16 protein-coding genes are annotated in these 17,696 nt (G+C 63.6%); 3 read left to right on the top strand and 13 right to left on the bottom strand.

Annotated elements, in window-relative coordinates; all coding sequences use genetic code 11:
• The first annotated feature begins 9 nt into the window (after window positions 1–9).
• Window positions 10–1,587: an aldehyde dehydrogenase family protein gene (locus tag NCR35_RS24080; RefSeq protein ID WP_250536543.1), complete on the top strand. Its 1,578-nt coding sequence runs from the start codon at window positions 10–12 to the stop codon at window positions 1,585–1,587.
• Window positions 1,588–1,752: 165 nt separating this feature from the next.
• On the opposite strand, the gene NCR35_RS24075 is transcribed toward NCR35_RS24080, so the two are convergent.
• A complete protein-coding gene (locus tag NCR35_RS24075) occupies window positions 1,753–2,889 on the bottom strand; it encodes a branched-chain amino acid ABC transporter substrate-binding protein (RefSeq protein WP_250536542.1) in 1,137 nt (378 codons plus the stop codon).
• 175 nt (window positions 2,890–3,064) lie between these two features.
• On the opposite strand from NCR35_RS24075, the gene NCR35_RS24070 reads away from it, so the two are divergent.
• On the top strand, window positions 3,065–3,868 hold the full coding sequence (locus NCR35_RS24070) for an IclR family transcriptional regulator (RefSeq protein ID WP_250536424.1): 804 nt from the start codon (window positions 3,065–3,067) through the stop codon (window positions 3,866–3,868).
• A gap of 63 nt (window positions 3,869–3,931) precedes the next feature.
• Here the strand turns inward: NCR35_RS24070 and NCR35_RS24065 are convergent, their stop codons facing one another.
• From NCR35_RS24065 to NCR35_RS24035, 7 genes are all read right to left on the bottom strand, one after another.
• Window positions 3,932–4,780 (bottom strand): IclR family transcriptional regulator, encoded by an 849-nt coding sequence (locus tag NCR35_RS24065; protein WP_250536423.1) that lies wholly within the window; start codon window positions 4,778–4,780, stop codon window positions 3,932–3,934.
• Window positions 4,781–4,854: 74 nt separating this feature from the next.
• Window positions 4,855–6,396 (bottom strand): AMP-binding protein, encoded by a 1,542-nt coding sequence (locus NCR35_RS24060; protein ID WP_250536422.1) that lies wholly within the window; start codon window positions 6,394–6,396, stop codon window positions 4,855–4,857.
• 23 nt (window positions 6,397–6,419) lie between these two features.
• The gene (locus NCR35_RS24055) at window positions 6,420–8,201 is read right to left on the bottom strand and encodes an ABC transporter permease subunit (RefSeq protein WP_250536421.1); all 1,782 of its coding nucleotides are present in this window, start codon (window positions 8,199–8,201) and stop codon (window positions 6,420–6,422) included.
• Between the two features lie 9 nt (window positions 8,202–8,210).
• The gene (locus NCR35_RS24050; protein ID WP_250536420.1) at window positions 8,211–9,272 is read right to left on the bottom strand and encodes an ABC transporter ATP-binding protein; all 1,062 of its coding nucleotides are present in this window, start codon (window positions 9,270–9,272) and stop codon (window positions 8,211–8,213) included.
• 10 nt (window positions 9,273–9,282) lie between these two features.
• Entirely contained in the window at window positions 9,283–10,344 is a 1,062-nt protein-coding gene (locus NCR35_RS24045; RefSeq protein WP_250536419.1) for an ABC transporter substrate-binding protein, read from the bottom strand.
• Window positions 10,345–10,395: 51 nt separating this feature from the next.
• The gene (locus NCR35_RS24040; protein WP_244851061.1) at window positions 10,396–11,157 is read right to left on the bottom strand and encodes an enoyl-CoA hydratase/isomerase family protein; all 762 of its coding nucleotides are present in this window, start codon (window positions 11,155–11,157) and stop codon (window positions 10,396–10,398) included.
• 310 nt (window positions 11,158–11,467) lie between these two features.
• Window positions 11,468–12,412, bottom strand: coding sequence for a LysR family transcriptional regulator (locus tag NCR35_RS24035; protein WP_250536418.1), 945 nt, complete (start codon window positions 12,410–12,412; stop codon window positions 11,468–11,470).
• Between the two features lie 104 nt (window positions 12,413–12,516).
• Between NCR35_RS24035 and NCR35_RS24030 the strand changes: the two genes are divergently transcribed.
• Entirely contained in the window at window positions 12,517–13,284 is a 768-nt protein-coding gene (locus NCR35_RS24030; RefSeq protein ID WP_250536417.1) for an SDR family oxidoreductase, read from the top strand.
• Between the two features lie 174 nt (window positions 13,285–13,458).
• On the opposite strand, the gene NCR35_RS24025 is transcribed toward NCR35_RS24030, so the two are convergent.
• From NCR35_RS24025 to NCR35_RS24005, 5 genes are read right to left on the bottom strand one after another with little or no spacing between them, the layout of a single operon-like run.
• On the bottom strand, window positions 13,459–14,730 hold the full coding sequence (locus NCR35_RS24025) for an MSMEG_0569 family flavin-dependent oxidoreductase (protein WP_250536416.1): 1,272 nt from the start codon (window positions 14,728–14,730) through the stop codon (window positions 13,459–13,461).
• Between the two features lie 22 nt (window positions 14,731–14,752).
• Window positions 14,753–15,037: an MSMEG_0570 family nitrogen starvation response protein gene (locus NCR35_RS24020; protein ID WP_250536415.1), complete on the bottom strand. Its 285-nt coding sequence runs from the start codon at window positions 15,035–15,037 to the stop codon at window positions 14,753–14,755.
• A gap of 10 nt (window positions 15,038–15,047) precedes the next feature.
• Window positions 15,048–16,205, bottom strand: coding sequence for an MSMEG_0565 family glycosyltransferase (locus tag NCR35_RS24015; RefSeq protein WP_250536414.1), 1,158 nt, complete (start codon window positions 16,203–16,205; stop codon window positions 15,048–15,050).
• A complete protein-coding gene (locus NCR35_RS24010; protein ID WP_250536413.1) occupies window positions 16,193–17,137 on the bottom strand; it encodes a sll0787 family AIR synthase-like protein in 945 nt (314 codons plus the stop codon). Before NCR35_RS24010 ends, NCR35_RS24015 begins: the two co-directional genes overlap by 13 nt.
• On the bottom strand, window positions 17,134–17,694 hold the full coding sequence (locus NCR35_RS24005) for an MSMEG_0567/Sll0786 family nitrogen starvation N-acetyltransferase (protein ID WP_250536412.1): 561 nt from the start codon (window positions 17,692–17,694) through the stop codon (window positions 17,134–17,136). Before NCR35_RS24005 ends, NCR35_RS24010 begins: the two co-directional genes overlap by 4 nt.
• Window positions 17,695–17,696 lie beyond the last annotated feature (2 nt).

Genomic DNA, 17,696 nt, shown 5'->3' with positions numbered 1-17,696 from the left:
GAAGCAGACATGAGCAACACCTTCGACTTCCCGCGGGTCGTCTATGCCAACCCTGGCGTGGACCTGACCGCGCTGCATGACTACCTCGATCAAGAACTGCCCAAGTTCAAGGCGAGCCTCGCAGGCAAGAAGTATCCAAACAGGATCGGAGCGCAAGACAGTTTCGATGGCGAGCCTTTCACTGTCTTCAGCCCTATCGACGGCAAAACCGATCTCGGCACCTTTGTCGCGGCATCGGCGGCTGCCGTGGATCAGGCGGTGCATGCAGCCGGGGCAGCGTTTCCGGCATGGAGCGGCCTCGGCTGGCAGAAGCGAGTGGAGATCCTTCGGAACTGGGCGAAAGTGCTCGAAACCCGAAAATACGAGCTTGCGATGGCCGCGCTATTGGAGGTCGGCAAATCGCGAAGCGAAGCGCTAGGTGAAGCCGACGAGATTCTCGACATGGTTCGATACTACTGCTCGGAGATCGAACGGCACGACGGTTACACGACGCCTCTGAACCGCGCGCTTCCGACCGAAAGCACCATCAGCATTCTTCGCCCGCTCGGCGTGTTCGCCGTCATCTCGCCGTTCAACTATCCGGCGGCGCTTCTCATCGGCATGTCTACCGGCGCGCTTGTCACGGGCAACACGATCGTGATGAAGCCGTCCGAAGGCTGTTCGCTGACCGCGCGAATCGTCATGGAGACGCTCGAGGAAGCCGGGGTTCCGGACGGCGTGGTCAATCTCGTTGCCGGACGGAACGATACGGGCCGCGAACTGATTGCGCACAGCAAGATTGCAGGCGTTGCCTTCACCGGCTCCTACGAAACGGGCATGCATATTTTCCGCTCGGTGAACGCGGGCAGTTATGCCAAGCCTGTAATCGCCGAGATGGGCGGCAAGAATCCCGCCTATGTGACGAAGAACGCCGACCTCGACAAGGCCGCGCAAGGCGTAGCGCGTTCCGCCTTCGGGCTGCAAGGTCAGAAGTGCAGCGCCTGTTCTGTCGTCTATGTCGACGAAACCGTGGCTGATGACTTCGTCCGGCGTTTGCAGGCGTACACGCAAAAGCTCGTCGTCGGAAATCCCGAACACCGGGAAACGTTCATCGGACCCGTCTACAATCAGGCCGCCGCACAACGAATGACTCGCGCGCTCGAATCGGCGCAGGCGAGCAATAGCGTCGTGTTCGGCGGCAGGCGCGCCGAGATCTCGCCAGAGCTGAGCGGTGGACACTATTTCGAGCCGACACTCGTCAAGGTCGAAAAAGGTCATGTCCTCACCAAGCAGGAGCAGTTCGTCCCGCTCCTCGCTCTGCGCACCTTCAGTCAACTGGATGAAGCAATCGCCGAAGGCAACGACGTGACGTATGGACTCTCAGCCGGCATCTACACCGAGGACAGAGCCGAGTTGGAACAATTTCTCAACAGTGCAGAAGCCGGCGCGCTATATGCGAACCGACCGGCCGGTGCAACGACGGGCGCATGGCCAGGCGTTCAGAGTTTTTGCGGCTGGAAGGGTTCGGGTGTGACATCGAAGGGAGGACTCGGGCCGAATTACCTTCCGCAGTTCATGCGCGAACAATCCCAGACCATTCTCGGTTGATCTTGGGGCAAGTCGTTGCCCATTCGGGCAACGACTCCTGGAGAAATACGCTATCCGATCGCCATACCGACCGACCCATTAGCCGATTCGTGAATAGGCGTCCTAAATTGCCTGGACAAGCCGAATCGCATGAAGTATCGACCGAGCTTGTCCGCCGCCTTAGTCTCAGTTCACGCTGGCCGCCATGGGAACCCACTTGTTGTCCTGAACCTGGTACAGCGTCGATACCGGCCTTTTGAGGTCGCCTGCCGCGTTGAACTCGATCTTGCCCGTCACGCCCTCGACCGAGATCTTGTGAAGTGCCTCGATGACGGCTTTCGAGTCCGTCGTGCCCGCAGCCTGCATGGCCTTGATCGCAGTCCACGTTGCATCGTAGGCAAAAGGCGCGTATGCCAGCACGTCCTGCCCGTATTGCTTCTTGTATTTCGCGATGAACGCGGGTCCTTGCGGCAGTTTCGTCAGCGGTTGGCCGTACTCGTATGCCTGGGCGCCCTCCGCCGCGCTTCCCGCGAGCTTGAGGAACACGTCGTCGACGATCCCGCCGCCGCCGAGAAACTGAGCCGGCATGTTCAACTGCTTCATCTTCTTGACCAGGTTGGCCGAAAGCTGGTCGAGCGCGCCGAAGTAGACGAGGTCGGCCCGCTGTGACTTGAACACCGTAAGCTGCGAACTGAAGTCCACTGCCTTGTCATTAGTGAATTCGCGCGCGACGACCGTGCCGCCTTCAGCTTTCACCGCTTTCTCGAACTCGTCGGCCTCGCCCTGGCCGAACGCGGTGCGATCGTCGAGAATCGCAATGCGCTTCGCTTTCAGTCCCTTCACCGCGTACTGCCCCGCCAGGGCGGCGTTCTGGGCGTCCTGCGGAAGCGTCCGGAAAACGTTAGTCAGCCCGCGTGACGTGATGCCCGGCGCGCTGGCTGCCGGTGTGATCATCGCGACGTTTGCGCGTGCGTAAACGGTCGATGCAGGAATGCAGATACCCGAGTTGAAGTGGCCGATGACCACGGTCACACCGTCGTCGACCAACTTCTGCGCGGCCTGAACGCCAATACGCGGATCGCCCTGGTCGTCCTGGCTGTCGAGCACGAAATGAACTGTCTGTGCACCGACCCGGATGTTCTGCGCATTCGCCTCGTCCAGAGCAATGCGGACGCCATTCTCGATGTCCTTCCCATAGGCAGCAGAGCCCCCGGACAGCGGCGCTCCGAGTCCTATTTTCACTTCGATATCGGCCGCCCATGCCGATTGCACAGCGAACGCAAGCGCCGTCGGGATCAGGACGCGAGACAACACGGATTTCATTGAGTTCTCCAATTGAGTTCCGAAAAGCGGGATTGCGTTCCGGTCTATTAGCATCCTATTCGAAAAAAAAGCGGGTGCATATATAGGGGAAGCGTTGATCGCCCGCTTTCGCCCCCTTTCGGACGTTGTCGCCGCCCGACGCGTTGGGCATAATGGGAGCGTTCCGAAAAACGGTATGCAAATGGACATTGACCCAACCGCACGGGCCTCGAAAAGCGAAGACAAGCCACTTGATCGTTACTTCCGGATTCTGGAGGTGGTATGCGCGTTCCCTTCCGGGATTGGCCTCGCGCAGGTTTCGGAGATCGTCGGGTTGCCCAAAACAACGGTTCACAGACTATTGCGTGGCTTGTTGGAGAGCGAAGTGCTCGAGACAAGCCCAGCGTCGCCGCTGCTCTACATCCCGGGGTCACGCGTGCGCCGCCTGTTGTATTCGAGCGCGGGGGCAGATTGGGTCGAGAAACTGACGCGCGTCGTTCTCGGCGAAGTCGCCGAGCAGACGGGTCAGACGTGCTTCGTTGCAAAGTTCGAAGACCTAAAGATCCGGTCGGTGGCGATGGTTACGCCCAACGATCCGGCAAGCGGGTATGTCGTGCCCGGCCGCCAGTTGGCAATGCATGCCGCTGCTTCCGCCAAGGCCATCCTTGCCTTCCAGGAACCCGCATTGGTGCGGCGCCTCCTGCCCTACCCGCTGCCTCGGCTGACCGACAAGACGATTACCGATACCGATGCCCTTCTGGCCGAGTTCTCCCGCATACGTGACGGGGCCTTCGCGGTCTGCAACGGCGAAGATTACGAAGGCTTCGGCGGCCTGGCTTTGCCAATCCATTTGCCCGATGTCGGCGTCATTTTCAGCGTGGCGCTCACTGGCGGCATCTCGTCCCTGCTCGGCGAAAGACGCGAGGAGCATCAGCGCACGTTGGCACTGGCGGCAAAACGGCTTACCGTCGCGATGTCCGCAGGCGCTGAAAAAGCCTGACGATGGCTGAGTGCGATCTCAGCTAAGCGAAGACCATCCCGGACCTGCTGCGCGGCCGCTTCCCTATTGCACGCGTCGGCGCGTCGAAATGGCCGATGCGGTCGAGATGACGAGGTCGGCAACGCGACGTTCATCGCGCTCCGTGTTCCAGCGTGAGCGCGCCACAGCGATGTTCACCGCGCCGATGCCGCGCCCGTGGGCGTTGGTGATCGCGGCAGCGGTCGAGATATCGCTCACGAAGTATTCGTCTTCCGTATGCGCGTAGCCCTGCTTGCGGATCTGTTCTATCCGCTTCTTGATCTTGTGCGGTTCATGCACCGTCGATGCCGTGTATTGCACGAGATTCGAGCGCGACAGGATATCGTCGATATCGCCGTCGTCGAGTGTCGCAAGAATGGCGAGGCCCGGCGCCGTGCAATACGCCGGCAAGCGCGAGCCCGTGATCACGTGGGCATTGAAAACGTTGCGGCTCACGATGCGCAGCACGAAGACGATGTCCGTATCGTCCAGCACGGTGAGATTGGTCGCTTCTTCGGTTTCGGAGCCGAGTTGCTGGAGGTATGGCGTGGCACGACTGACGAGGTCGTTCGACGTGAGATAGTGGTACGTGAAGTCCAGAAGGCGCGGCGACAATTCGTACTTGCGGCTGTCCGGGTCCTTGAAGAGATAGCCGAGTGCACTCAGCGTATAAGTGAACCGCTGCGTGGCGCTCATATCGAAGCCTGTCAGCGACGCAATTTCCGAGAGCGACAATTGCCGCTTCGTGCCGTCGAAGGCCGTCAGCACTTTCATCGCTTTTTCCACGGACTGCACGTAGAGCGAAGACGCGCTCGGGTCCGCCGAATCACCGCCCGCCTTCTTTGCGGGCACCCGGCGCCTGCGCGTGGCTGTGGTTTTGGATTCGTCGCTCATCGCTTTCATGTTGTTGCTGGACGCCAAATTATCACATAGCGCCAGAACATCATCTATATGAGATATACCTGCACTCACGCTCGCGCGGCGGCGAGCCGATCCCATGCGTCGTCCACATTACGCGGCAGAAGATGCTTGCGAATGCGTTCGCTCGCCGTCAGTTCGAAGCCCGGCACCGCGCGGTAATAGCGCGGCAACTGGAAACTCGCCAGCCGTTCGCGCGCCCACGCGTGCAGCGTTTCCCATTCGACGGGCGCATCCTTGAACTGCACGTTGAGCAAAATGTCCTGCTCGCCGATGGCCGATGCCACACCGATCGCGGCGCTTGCGCGCACTGCCGGATGCGTGGCGAAGACCCGTTCGATTTCCCACGCCGATACGTTCTCGCCGCGCACGCGCATGCTGTCCGTCTGCCGTCCGATGAAGAAGAGATCGCCATCGGCATCGCGGCGCGCGCGGTCTCCCGTGTGCAGCTTGCCGTTGCGCAGGGCGGCGCGAGTCGCATCGGGATTCTTCAGATAAGCCGGCAGGAACGTGCCTTCCACCTTGCTCGACAGCACGATCTCGCCGGCTTCGCCCGGCTTCGCAGGAAGGCCGTTATCGTCGAGCAGTTCGACCTCGATCCACGGCAGCGCGCGGCCGATGGAACCCGGCTTGCCCGTCACATTCAGCGTCGCGAAGCTCGCGCATTCGGTCATGCCGTAGCACTCGCGCAGACGCACGCCGAGGCGCGATTGAACCGCTTCCCACGCCGATGCGCTCACCCCCGCGCCCCACGCGACGCGCAAGGTATGCGCGGCCGGCTGCGCGGATTCGGGCAGCCGCATGAGAATGTCGAGCACGCCGCCGAGGTAATGCAGCTGCGTCGCGCCCGCGCGCTCGACCTGCGACCAGAAGCGCGATGCGGAAAAGCGCGGCACCGCGTGCAGCGTGACGGCTTCGAGAAACGGCAGCAGCAGCATCTGTGCGCCGCCGATATGGCACAGCGGCTCCCATAGAAACAGCCGGTCGCCTGCGCGCACATCTGCGACGCGCAACGCGGCCTCGCTTGCAATGCGCATCATGCGATGCGTGAAGATCACGCCTTTCGGCGCGCCGGTCGTGCCCGACGTATAGATGATGCACAGCGGGTCGTCCACGGCGATGGCGGGCGTCGCGAAGGCGTCGTTGGTATCGCCCGGATCGAACGCCGGCAAGCGCGTGCGGCGCGCGCGACCGCAGTCGATGATGGCGGTCGCCGCATCGAATTCGTCGTCGACGACGAAGAGCTTCGGCTCCGCATGCTGCACCAGATATTCGAGGCCGGCCGCGCGCAGCTTCGTGTTCACCGGCACCCAGACGAGGCCGCTCAGCACGAGCGCGTAGATCAGGTGAATATGCTCGGCGCTATTGCCGAGCATCACCGCGACGCGATCGCCGGCGACGAGACCCACGTCGGCGAACCAGCGCTGCAATTGCGCGATGTGCCGCGACGCTTCCGCGCACGTAATGACGCATTCATCGAAGTGGACGACGGTGCGCCCGGGTGCGGCGCGCAAGCCCGCGGCAAGCAGCGGCGCGCAGTCGAGATCGTCGTCTGCGTGGCGATGCGCGAAGTATTCGGGGTATCGGTGCATGTCTGAAGCAGATAGGAAGCCAATCAGCGCGCGCGGCGCTTGAGCCAGGAGGACACCGCGACCACCAGCGCGATCAGCACGATGAGCGTGGTCGAGACCGCCGCCAGCGTCGGTGTGACCGCGAGCTGAATGTCGTCCCACATTTGCTTGGGCAGCGTCGAGTTGATGCCGCCGCTCACGAAGATGGCGATGGTGAGATCGTCGAAAGAGACGAGGAACGCGAACAGGAATGCGGCTGTCACGCTCGCCATCAGAAGCGGCAGCACGACCGACGTGATGCGCCGCAACGGCGATGCGCCCATCACGCGCGCGGCGTCGTCGAGCCGCCAGTCGAAACGCTGGAAGCCCGCCGCGAGCGTGACCACGACATACGGAATGGCGAGCACCGTGTGACCGATCACGAGGCCGAGGTTGGTTCCCGTGAGCCCGAAACGACCGAACAGATACAGAAGCCCGACCGCCACGACGATGCGCGGCACGATCAACGGCGCGACCAGCAGCGCGAATACCGGCTTGCTCGCGCGGCGCGGCATGCGCGTCATGGCGAGCGTCGCGCCGAAGCCGAGCAGAAGCGACAACAACGCGGTGCCGAGTCCGACTTCGAACGAACGCACGATGGCGCTGTGCCAAACGGGCGATTCGAGAAAGGTGCCGAACCATCGCGTGCTCACGAGCTTCGGCGGAAACGCGATGTAGTCGCTCTTCGTGAACGCATACGGAATGACCGACAGCACCGGCACGACCAGCATCGCCATGATGACGCACGTATAAAGCCCGAGCGGGCTCGCCGCGCGTGCGGTCGTGTCCGCGTTCACTTTGCGGCGCATGAGGAAGGGCGCGAAGAAGCGGCCTGCCGCGATGAGCACGCGCAGCCTCAAGCCTGCCGCACGGGAGCCGCGCGAGCGCTCGGTGACTTCGCCTGTCAGCGAGGTGAGTCCGACCATACGGTCGTAGACGAAGAAGATGACGATGGAACAGAGCAGCAACACGGTCGAAAGCGCGCCGGCGAATTTCATGTCGAAGAGTTCGAGCACGGACGAAATGACCAGCTGCGCGATCATCGTTTCTTTCGGCGAGCCGAGCAGCGCCGGCACGATGAAGAAGCCGAGGCTCGAAATGAACACGAGCAAGCCCGCCGCCGCGACGCCCGGCGACGACAGCGGCAGAAACACGGTGAAGAAGCTCGTGCTGCGATCCGCGCCGAGCGTTTCGGCCGCCTGCGCGAGGCGCTCGTCGATGCCGCGCATCACCGGAAGCATGGTCATCACGGCGAGCGGCAGCATCGAATGCACCATGCCGATGAGCACGCCCGTCAGCGAGGGAATGGTGCCGCTCGTCTCGCGCACGAGGCCGAGCGACAGCGCGATGGTCGAGAGTACGCCGGTCTTCGACAGCAGCAGCATCCACGCGTAGGTCTTGACGAGATAGCTGGTCCAGAACGGCAGCATGATCCACAGCAGCCAGCGTTCGCGCACGCGCTCGGACAGACGGCTCAACAGGTAGGCGACCGGATACCCGAGCAAGATGGACAGCGCCGCCGTCAAGAACGAGATGCCGAAGGTGATCCCCAGCACCTTCGCGTAGACCGGCGTGCGCGCGATGCGCTCGAACTGCGCGAAACCGATCTGCCCTTCCGCGCTGACGAGGCCGCCTTGCAGAATCTCGCCGACCGGCACGATGAAAAACACCAGCAGGAAAACGAGCGTCGGCAGAATCGGCAGGATGCGCAGCGTGCGCGCGATCCACACCGAACGACCGCGCCGCGATGCCTCGTTCTCGCGTTGCGCATGCAGTGCAAGGGTCATGGCATGTCCTCAGGCGGAGAGCAGCGTCGTGCGATACGGGTCCCACACGAGGCCCACCCGATCGCCGATGCGCGGGCTCACGCTACGTTCGCAGCGCACGGTGAGCGCGCTGCCGTCGTTCATCGCGAGTTGCACGCGCGTGTCGCTGCCGAAGAACACGACGTCGGCGATCGTGCCGTCGACGAAGCCGCTTTGCGGTTCGACGAGACGCGGCGCTTCAGGACGCACCAGCAAGGTATGACGCGCGGCAGGCCTGATCGACGCGCCGAGCGGCAACGGAATGCGCCCGCCCGCCGCGAGCAGGATCGGCTCGCCGCCACTGCCGCGCGCCTCGTCGAGCGCGCCTTCGAGCAGATTCGAGTGTCCGATGAAACCCGCCGCGAAACGCGTAGCGGGACGGTCGTAGAGATCGGCGGGCGTGCCCACCTGTTCGACGCGCGCCTGATTCATGAGGCAGATGCGGTCGGAGAGCGTCAGGGCTTCGTCCTGATCGTGCGTGACGTAGACGAACGTCGCGCCGAGCTCCCTGTGCAGGCGGCGTATCTCCGCCTGCATGTGCTCGCGCAGTTTCTTGTCGAGCGCGCCGAGTGGTTCGTCGAGCAGGATCACCGATGGCCGATACGCGAAGCACCGTGCCAACGCGATACGTTGCTGCTGTCCGCCCGACAGCTCCTTTGGAAAGCGCTTCGCGTATTCGGTCATGCGCACCATGGCGAGCGATTCGTCGACGGCCGTGCGCACTTCGTCGCGTGATTTGCGGCGCATGCGCAAGCCATAGGCGACGTTGTCCCACACGCTCATGTGCGGAAAGAGCGCGTAACTCTGGAACACCATGCCGATGCCGCGCTTGCCCGGCTCCGTGTGCGTCACGTCGCGCCCGTCTATCTCGATGCGTCCCGCGCTCGGCGCGACGAGACCCGAGATCATCTGCAACAACGTGGTCTTGCCCGAACCCGAGGGACCGAGCAGCGTCAGGAACTCGCCCGCCTGCACGGCGAGGTCCGTCGGTTCCAGCGCCGTCGTGTCGCCGTAGCGCTTGGCGATGCCGATCGCCTCGAGTTTCGAGCTCATCGTCCGCTCCTCAGGAAATGATCCACGAATTGAATCGTTCGGTGACTTTCTGCCGGTTCGCTTCCCACCATTGCGGACTCGGCAGCTTCATGTCCCTGATGTTGTCCGGCGCGGTGGGCAAAAGCGTCGCGCGGTCGCGGCCGATGGCGTCGAACGCGCGCTTGTTGGTCGGCCCGTAGGCCAGCGTGCGCGTGAGCAGCGCCTGGCGCTTCGCGTCGGCGCAAAAGCGCACGAACTGCTTCGCCGCATCGGCGCGCGGCGTGCCCTTCGGAATGCCCCAGCCTTCGATCGAATAGAGACCCTGGTTCCACACGATCGCGACCGGCGCGCCCGCATCCTTCGCGGCTTGCGCGCGGCCGTTCCAGGTCGAGATCATGTCGACGTCGCCGCTCTGGATCGCCTGCATCGCCTGCGCGCCGGAAGTCCACCAGATGTCGATGTGCGGCTTGATCTTGTCGAGGCTCCTGAAGGCGCGGTCCACGTCCAGCGGATAGAGCTTGTCGAGGGGCACGCCATCGGCGAGCAGCGCCTGTTCGAGCGTGTCGAGCGGACTGCGGCGCAGGCAGCGGCGGCCCGGAAATTTCTTGACGTCCCAGAAGTCCGCCCACGACTTCGGCCCGTTGTCCTTGAACTTGTCGGCGCGATACGCGAGCACCGTCGAATAGACGTCCACGCCGAGCCAGTTCGGCGTGATGGCCTCCGGCATGATGTCCGGAAAGTCGCCCGGCCTGAGGCCGATGGGTTCCAGCAGGCCCTTGGACTCCAGATACGGAATGTCGGCGGACAGCGTGAGCGTGGTCACGTCCCACACGTAGTTCTTCGTCTGCACCATCGCGGCGAACTGCGCGACCGGCTGCGATTCCCGCGCGACGCTCACGACCTTGATGCCGGTGGCTTTCTCGAACGGATCGTAGAACGCTTCGCGATAAGCCGTCGTGTACGGTCCGCCCGGGTCCGACACCACGATTTGCTTGCTCTCTGCACGCGCGGCGAGCGGCATTGCGCCCGCGACGGCGAGGGCGCCCGCGCCGTGCAGAATGCGGCGGCGCGTCGGGTTGAAGTCTTGCGTCATGTTCAGGTCTCCCGCACTGGGATTAAAAGGAACGGCCCGCTTCAGCCCGATTTACTTCGCGCGCTTCTTGAAGAATTCTTCCATCATGCGTGCCGGCTCCCCGGAGTCGTAGGCTTCGCGCTGGATGCGCATGCCCGCTTCGATGCAGTCGATGAAGCCCGGCTCCGTCATTTCACGGAAACGCTGCTTGTCCAGACGCATGGCGACGGGCGGCTTGGCGGCGAGTTCGGTGGCGATCTCCAGTGCCTTTTCGAAGACCTTCTCCTCCGGCACGAGGTGATGAATCAGGCCGATTCGATGGCATTCCTCCGCGTCCATCAGCCGTCCGGTGAGCGTGAGTTCGATGGTGCGCGACATGCCGAGCATCGAGTTCATGATCCACGGACCCGTGGTGCTGGCGATGCCCGCGTTGATTTCCGGCTGGCCCATGCGCACGCCCGGATGCCCGACGCGGATGTCGCCGAGCAGCGCCACCTGAAACGCCGAGCCTGCGGCCGTGCCGTTGAGCGCCATGACGAGCGGCTTCTTCAGGCCACGCAGTGCGGCGTAATAGCGCTGCCATTCCTTGACCCATGCCACGGCGCGCTCGCCGTCGAAGTCGTGCGCTTCGGACAGGTCCTGTCCCGCCGAGAATGCGCGGTTGCCCGCGCCGGTCATGATGATCGCGGCCACTTCATCGTCGCCGTTGTAGCGGTCGAGCGCGTCGATGATCTTGTTTCGCATCGGCGTCGTCCACGCATTCAGGCGCTCCGGACGATTCAGCGTGATGACCGCGACGCGGCCGTGACTCGAGAACAGAACGTCGTCGTCCATAGTTATCGCTATGCAATAGTTGATGGTAGATTGCAATATATCCCCATCAAAAATACGATGCAAGCGGGTTTACGCGGTTGGCGGCGAGCCGGATTTCTCGGTCGCTGCCTTGGGAAGAGAGAGTTGATGCGTCAGCTGACATGCACGCGTAGCGTGCTCCGGACTGCGCCGCCTATGGCGTGACGAGCGGCCGCACGCGACGGCCTTTCGGGAAGTGCTTGATGGCACCGTGACTGAACGGTCCACACACGTCGGTATCGTTCGACGGCCGTCCGTTGCACACGATTAACGCGTACCTCGACAACAAGTGCTAGGAAGCATGAGCCTGCACGAGCACGTCCCACGGGGCGGGAGACGGAAAGATGTCCTGCAAGAATCCGACAAACGCCCTCACCGCCGGATTGCTGCGGCGGCTCTCGGGCCACACTGCATGCAGATGGAATCGGTCATAAGCGAACTCATGCAGCACAGGCACGAGTTCGCGCCGTCGAACGAAGGGCGCCGCGATATACGTCGTCGAGATGCCGATACCGGCGCCGGCCGCCAACGTCACGGCGATCGCGTCGCTGACGTCGATAATCAAACTCGACGCAGGCGTGAACTCGACGAGCTTGCCGCCCACGTCGAACGGCCACGCAGCCTCCTGTCCCGTCGACTGATATCTGAAGTTCACGCAATCGTGTTGCATGAGATCGTTGGGATGCTGCGGTAAGCCTCGGTCCCGCAGATATCCGGGCGACGCGAACGCGCAGATCCGATGCGGCGCGAGACGGCGCGCGATCAACCGCGTGTCGCCGGGATCGCCCACGCGAATGGCGACATCGACGCCCTCCTCGATCAGATCGACGTATCGATCGCTCAGGCGCACGTCGACGGTCACTTTCGGATGTTGCCGGCGAAACGCGGGCAACGCGGGCGCAAGGATGTTCACGCCAACGGGCAGCGGCGCCGTCACCTTGAGCGTTCCGGCCGGCTCTGCGCGCGCGGCGGCGACGCCTTGCTCGATACCTTCCGCCTCGCGCAACAGGCGTTGCGTGCGCTCGAGAAGATCGCGTCCCTCCGGCGTCAGCGTCAGTGAGCGCGTGGTCCGGCTGAACAGCCTGAGCCCGAAATGCTGCTCCAGCCGCTGAATGCTCTTGCTTATGGCCGATGGCGAAACGGACAGCGAACGCGCGGCAGCCGTATAGCTGCCAAGCGATGCCGCGCGCGCGAAGGCGATCAGCCCAGTCAGTCTTTCGACGGCGATTTGTTCCATGATGGCATCATTAAAACGAACCATAGCCTGATTATCAAGCTGGATTTCGCGAATTAACCTTCTTCCATCGACGCCACACCGGCGAAGTCAACCAGGAGAAGGACATGAACGCGAATACGAAAGCGCAGGACGAAAAGGCCACGGAAGTTCGCAACGGCGCACTGGCGGGCAAGACCGCACTCATCTTCGGCGGAACGTCGGGGATCGGGCTTGACGCGGCGCTCCAGGCGCAGCGCGCGGGCGCGGAGGTCATCGTCGTGGGAAGATCGGCGGATACGGCTCAACGCGTCGCCGCGCAACATGGCTTCGCTGGCTGGCGCGCAGCCGACGTAACCGACGCAGACGCGCTGCAACAGGCGGTCCGCGACATTCCGAAGGTCGATCATCTGGTCTTGCTCGCCGGCACGTTCGTCGCGGGGACGGTGCGCGAGGCGGACGTCGCGCATCTGCGCAACGCCTTCGAGGAGCGCATCTGGGCGGCCGTGCACGTCATTCGCGCGCTGGGCGACCGCTTGAGCGCCGATGGCTCGATCACGTTCATCTCCGGCAGTCTCGCCGACCGTCCGAACGCCTACGGCACCGCGGTGCTCGCGGCAGCATCGGCTGCGATGGAAGCACTCGCGCGCGGCCTCGCGCTCGAACTCGCGCCGGTGCGCGTCAACACGCTGTCGCCCGGTCCGATCGATACGCCGATCCTGCGCAAGGCGCTCGGTGACGCGCGCGATGCGGTCGTCGCAAACATGGAGAAGACGCTGCCGCTGCACCGTCTCGGCACAGCCAGCGAAGCCGGCGCCGGCGTGGTGTTCCTGATGACCAATGGCTTCATGAACGGAGCCACGCTCAACGTCGACGGCGGCGCGCGTCTCGTGTAACGCCACGCCAACGCAGTCGTGTCAAAGGAATCAGAGGCCCGGAATCTGCAAAGCGTTCAAAGCCGCCCCCGCGATGCGCTGCGCGTTGCGGCTATCTTGCGGGCGCGGCTGCATGGCCGGACTCACTCCCGCCAAGTGCGAGCGTACGTGGAGTGACGGGAACCCTTCCCTGCATCATGCCCGCGCCACGCACGCATCAACACCTGAATGGCGCTTCACGCGTCCACTGCAGATGTCATCGACGATGTATTGCGCATCACGCGCAACGCCCGAGAATCGGCCCGACCCCCACGTATGCAGCCACGGCAGGCCGACGAAATAGACTCCCGGCACGGCCGTCACGCCGCGTAGATGCGAAGGATGGCCCCTGCCGTTGAACACCGGCACGTCGAGCCAGCCGAAGTCCGGCCTGAAGCCGATACACCAGACGACTGTACTGATGCCGCTCGCCTGCAGGTTCAGTGCCTCGCGCTCCGCCTGCGGTTCCCATAGCGGCTCATAGCGTGAGGCGGGCGGCGCATCGATGCCCTGCCGTTCGATGAAACCGTCGATACTCGCGTTGATGTTGTTGTACGTCTTGTCCGCGTCGTCCAGAGCGGCGCGTAGATTCGGTGCGAAGCGCAGGTTGCCGTCGCGCAAGTCTTCGAGCCGCCCGAACAGCTCCATGCCTTCGAGCGCGAAGCGGCGCAAATCGATATCGCGCCCGCCGTCGCGACCCGTGACGTAGTGATTCGTGTTGTCGCGCACGCCCTCGCGCAGCGGATGATCCGTCACGGGCATATCGTAGTAGCGCATGTCCGCGAGCCAATCGACGACATCGCGTCCGCGATAGAACCGCGCGCAGCGCGGCGCTTCGCCAACGGCGAGATGCACCTTGCGGCCGGACAAGTGCAGATCTTCCGCGATCTGTGCGCCGGATTGTCCGGAACCCACCACCAGCACCGCGCCGGGCGGCAACGCGTCCGCGTTCCGATAGTCCGACGACTGAATCTGCAGGATGTCCGCCGGCAAGCGCTCGGCCATGCGCGGCACGATAGGCTCGTGATAGCCGCCCGAAGCAACCACGACGTGATCCGCCGTGAATGCGCCGCGCGTGGTCTGCACGTCATAGCGGCCGTTTGCGTCCCGCTTCACGCGCGTCACCGCCGTGTACTCCAGCACCGGCGCATTCACCTTGGCGATGAAGCCGTCGAGATACGCAATGATCTCGTCCTTCTTCATGAAGCCGTGCGGGTCGGCGCCCGTATAGGGATGCCCCGGCAGCGCGCATTGCCAGTTCGGCGTCACGAGGCAGAAGGTGTCCCAACGCTGCGTGCGCCAGGTATGCGTCAAGGTGTGCTTTTCGATGACGAGATGATCGATGGCCGACTGCTGCAGAAAGTGGCTCACCGAAAGCCCCGCCTGTCCGCCGCCGACGACGATCACGCTGGAGTGTGGGTTCGACATGGCCGTATCCCTCGACGAAGTGTCATTCGAATCCGAGCACGGTGACATGTGCGTCGCGTGTATCGCTGAAACGGCTCGCGTCCTCTTCGATGCGCGCAAGCTGATCCATCGCCGCCGAGCACGCGAAGCCGAACTTCGCCCGCACGCGCTCGGAGCCTATGCTTAAGGCTTCGCGCGAGCGCGCAACGAAGTCATCGACGGGATAGCGGCTGCCTGCGGTGAAGAACTCGCCGACGACCGTCGAGGGCGAATAGCAGTTGGCTTCGACGCCATCGGGCCAACGAATGCGAAAGTGCATGACTGGCATTGAATCGTCCTCAGTCGTAGGTGAGCAGCGCGTTTGCGAGCCACTGCCGGTAGATGTCGAGATGACGGCGCGCGCTGGCTTGCCATGCGTAACGTTTCAGCAGTGCCGGCACCGCATGATCGAAGTCGATGCCGCCCGTATCGGTCAGTGCGCGCGCGATGTCATATGGATCATGCGGGTCGGCGAAGACGCAGGTGCGATCGTCGAGATGCTCGGTGAACGGCGCGATTCTTGAAACGACCACCGGCCGGCCGCTTGCCAGCGCCTCCAGCGCGACGAGGCCGAAGCCTTCGCGCAGCGAGATCATCGCTACGACGTCGGCGATGCGGAACAACGCTGGCATCGCGGCATCGTCCAGCGGTCCGGTGATGACGATGGGCGTGCCGCGGGCGTCCGCTTCAAGTCCTAGTTGCGCAGCGCGCGATAGAAAACGGCGCGCATAAGCATCGTGATCCAGCAAACTCGCGCCGCCCGCGAGCACAAGTTGCGCGGAAGGCTTCGCCGCGCGCAGCAAGGCGAACGCTTCGAGCAACATGGACGTGTTCTTGCGTTCCTCGATGCCGCCGACAGCGAGCACGACCGGTCCGCATCCCGCGATGCCGAAGCGTTCGCGCAAGGCGCCGCAATCCACGGGCGCGCTGTATCGGCTCACATCGACGCCATTGCTGACGGTACTTGCTTCGATGCCATAGGTCTTGCGCATGGTGCGCGTCCACGTCTCGCTGACGCACAGCACCTCATCGGCGTCACGCCATGCGCGTTGTTGCCAATGAGCGAGTCGCGGGTCGTCGAAACGGTCGAGATGATGCACCGTGCGGATAAAGCCGCGTATCGCGCCCTCTTCTTTTAGCTCGGCGAGCGCGTTGCCGCTGATGCTGTCCTGTGCGTGATACACATCGAAAACCTGACTCGCCAACGAGGCCTTCAACGCACGAATGCGTTCATCGACCATCTGCGCGACATCGCGCTTTCCTTCGACGCGCGCGAGGACGACAGGAATGGGCGTCGCGCGAAACATGACCTCGTTCTCACGCGCCGGCGCAAAGACGGTCACGTCATGACCGCTCTCGTGCAACGCACGCGCAAGCTCGAGCGTATGCACGACGCCGCCGCGCGGATTCACCGAATGCGTCAGCAGCGCAATGCGCAACGCCTTCATCGCGCACATATGAAAGGCTCCTCGCGCAGGTTCCACAGCAGCGCGTTTTCGTGTGCGCGCGTGACGACGACTTCCTGCGAGGCATCGACTTGCCCGATCACGGCGCATGCCAGCGAACGCGAAGCGAAGCGTGCGAGCACTGCATCCACATGCTCCTGACGCACCGACAGGACGAAGCCGAAGCTCGGGAACGCACGGAGCCAGCGCTCGAAATCGGGGTCATCGGGACGCGGCACGGCGTCGAGATCGATGCGTGCGCCCACCTTCGAGCATTCGAGCAACATGAGCGCGGTGCCCAGCACGCCGCCCATGCTGATGTCTTTCGCGGCATCGCAAAGACTCGCTTCGGCAAGCTCCGGCAGCAGTTCGAAGTCGCCGCGCGCGCGGCGCTCCGGCGCGCTTACCGAGGCGTTCCAGAACGGATAGGGCTCCTCGTAGTGGCCACGTAGATCGACGGCCATGATGAGCGCATCGCCGGGCCTCGCGACGAAGCTCGTCAGCAACTTGCGCGCGCGTCCGACGATGGACACCGCGAGTTGCGCGCCATCGCTGCGCACGTTGGTGTGTCCGCCGACGATAGGCACGTCGTACGCTTTCGATGCCGCCGCCATGCCTGCGAGCACATCGTTGGCTTCATCGGCGCTGCCGCTCCATAGTGCATCGACGATCGCAATCGGGCGGCCGCCCATTGCATAGATGTCGCTGACATTGACCATCACGCTGCTATAGCCCGCGAACCAGGGCATCGCGCGAACGAAATCGCTGACCATGCCCTCGATGGCGAAGAGCAGATAGCCGTCGCCGTCGGGAATCGCGGCGCAGTCGTCGCCGATGGCAACGGCCGGATGCGGCAGGCGCGACAGCACGCCGGAGATATCGCGCTTGTGACGAAAGCCGCGGCTTTCGCGCAGGCGCTCCACGATGCCGTGCAGCGCGCTCACGACGCTCTCCGCGCCAGCGCGACGAAGCCGCTTTGCGGCGTGACGCACGGCGGATACGCATCCAGCGCTGCCTGCATCAGATGATGCGCGCGACCGAAGAGCGCTTCCTCCCTGATCGACGTCCAGTTCAGACGCTCGAACAACGGCACGTTCTGCACCTGCACGTGGGCGAGGAACGTCTTGCAGCCTCGCGCATGAGCGCTCGACACCGCGAGGCGAATCAACGTCGCGCCGATCCTGGCCTGCGACCGAAACGCCGCATGCACCGCGAGCCGCGAGCCGAACCACACGCCCGGCGATTCCTCGTGAATGCGCACGGTGCCGACCACCTGCTCGGGCATGCCCGCCACGCAACTGGATGCCACGAGCAATTGCGCGTGCGTATCGATGTCATCGCGGTCATCGCCCACGAAGATGCCTTGCTCGATGCAGAACACCGCGCGACGCAGCTTGCGCGCTTCCTGCACTTCCCAGGGCAGCGTCGCCCATTTCACGCGAAACTCGACCGGAGCGTAGTCGTGTTCGACGACATCATCGACGGTATCGGCGATCACCATGC

The sequence above is a fragment of the Caballeronia sp. AZ10_KS36 genome, from assembly GCF_023631105.1.
Taxonomy (GTDB): Bacteria; Pseudomonadota; Gammaproteobacteria; order Burkholderiales; family Burkholderiaceae; genus Caballeronia.
This window is presented reverse-complemented; position numbering and strand designations above follow the sequence as displayed.

Coding starts and splice junctions, on each gene's coding strand:
- NCR35_RS24005 (WP_250536412.1), bottom strand. CDS start 17,694: ATGGTGATCGCCGATACCGTCGATGATGTCGTCGAACACGACTACGCT.
- NCR35_RS24075 (WP_250536542.1), bottom strand. CDS start 2,889: ATGAAATCCGTGTTGTCTCGCGTCCTGATCCCGACGGCGCTTGCGTTC.
- NCR35_RS24015 (WP_250536414.1), bottom strand. CDS start 16,205: ATGTGCGCGATGAAGGCGTTGCGCATTGCGCTGCTGACGCATTCGGTG.
- NCR35_RS24035 (WP_250536418.1), bottom strand. CDS start 12,412: ATGGAACAAATCGCCGTCGAAAGACTGACTGGGCTGATCGCCTTCGCG.
- NCR35_RS24025 (WP_250536416.1), bottom strand. CDS start 14,730: ATGTCGAACCCACACTCCAGCGTGATCGTCGTCGGCGGCGGACAGGCG.
- NCR35_RS24065 (WP_250536423.1), bottom strand. CDS start 4,780: ATGAGCGACGAATCCAAAACCACAGCCACGCGCAGGCGCCGGGTGCCC.
- NCR35_RS24030 (WP_250536417.1), top strand. CDS start 12,517: ATGAACGCGAATACGAAAGCGCAGGACGAAAAGGCCACGGAAGTTCGC.
- NCR35_RS24055 (WP_250536421.1), bottom strand. CDS start 8,201: ATGACCCTTGCACTGCATGCGCAACGCGAGAACGAGGCATCGCGGCGC.
- NCR35_RS24080 (WP_250536543.1), top strand. CDS start 10: ATGAGCAACACCTTCGACTTCCCGCGGGTCGTCTATGCCAACCCTGGC.
- NCR35_RS24045 (WP_250536419.1), bottom strand. CDS start 10,344: ATGACGCAAGACTTCAACCCGACGCGCCGCCGCATTCTGCACGGCGCG.
- NCR35_RS24050 (WP_250536420.1), bottom strand. CDS start 9,272: ATGAGCTCGAAACTCGAGGCGATCGGCATCGCCAAGCGCTACGGCGAC.
- NCR35_RS24060 (WP_250536422.1), bottom strand. CDS start 6,396: ATGCACCGATACCCCGAATACTTCGCGCATCGCCACGCAGACGACGAT.
- NCR35_RS24070 (WP_250536424.1), top strand. CDS start 3,065: ATGCAAATGGACATTGACCCAACCGCACGGGCCTCGAAAAGCGAAGAC.
- NCR35_RS24020 (WP_250536415.1), bottom strand. CDS start 15,037: ATGCCAGTCATGCACTTTCGCATTCGTTGGCCCGATGGCGTCGAAGCC.
- NCR35_RS24040 (WP_244851061.1), bottom strand. CDS start 11,157: ATGGACGACGACGTTCTGTTCTCGAGTCACGGCCGCGTCGCGGTCATC.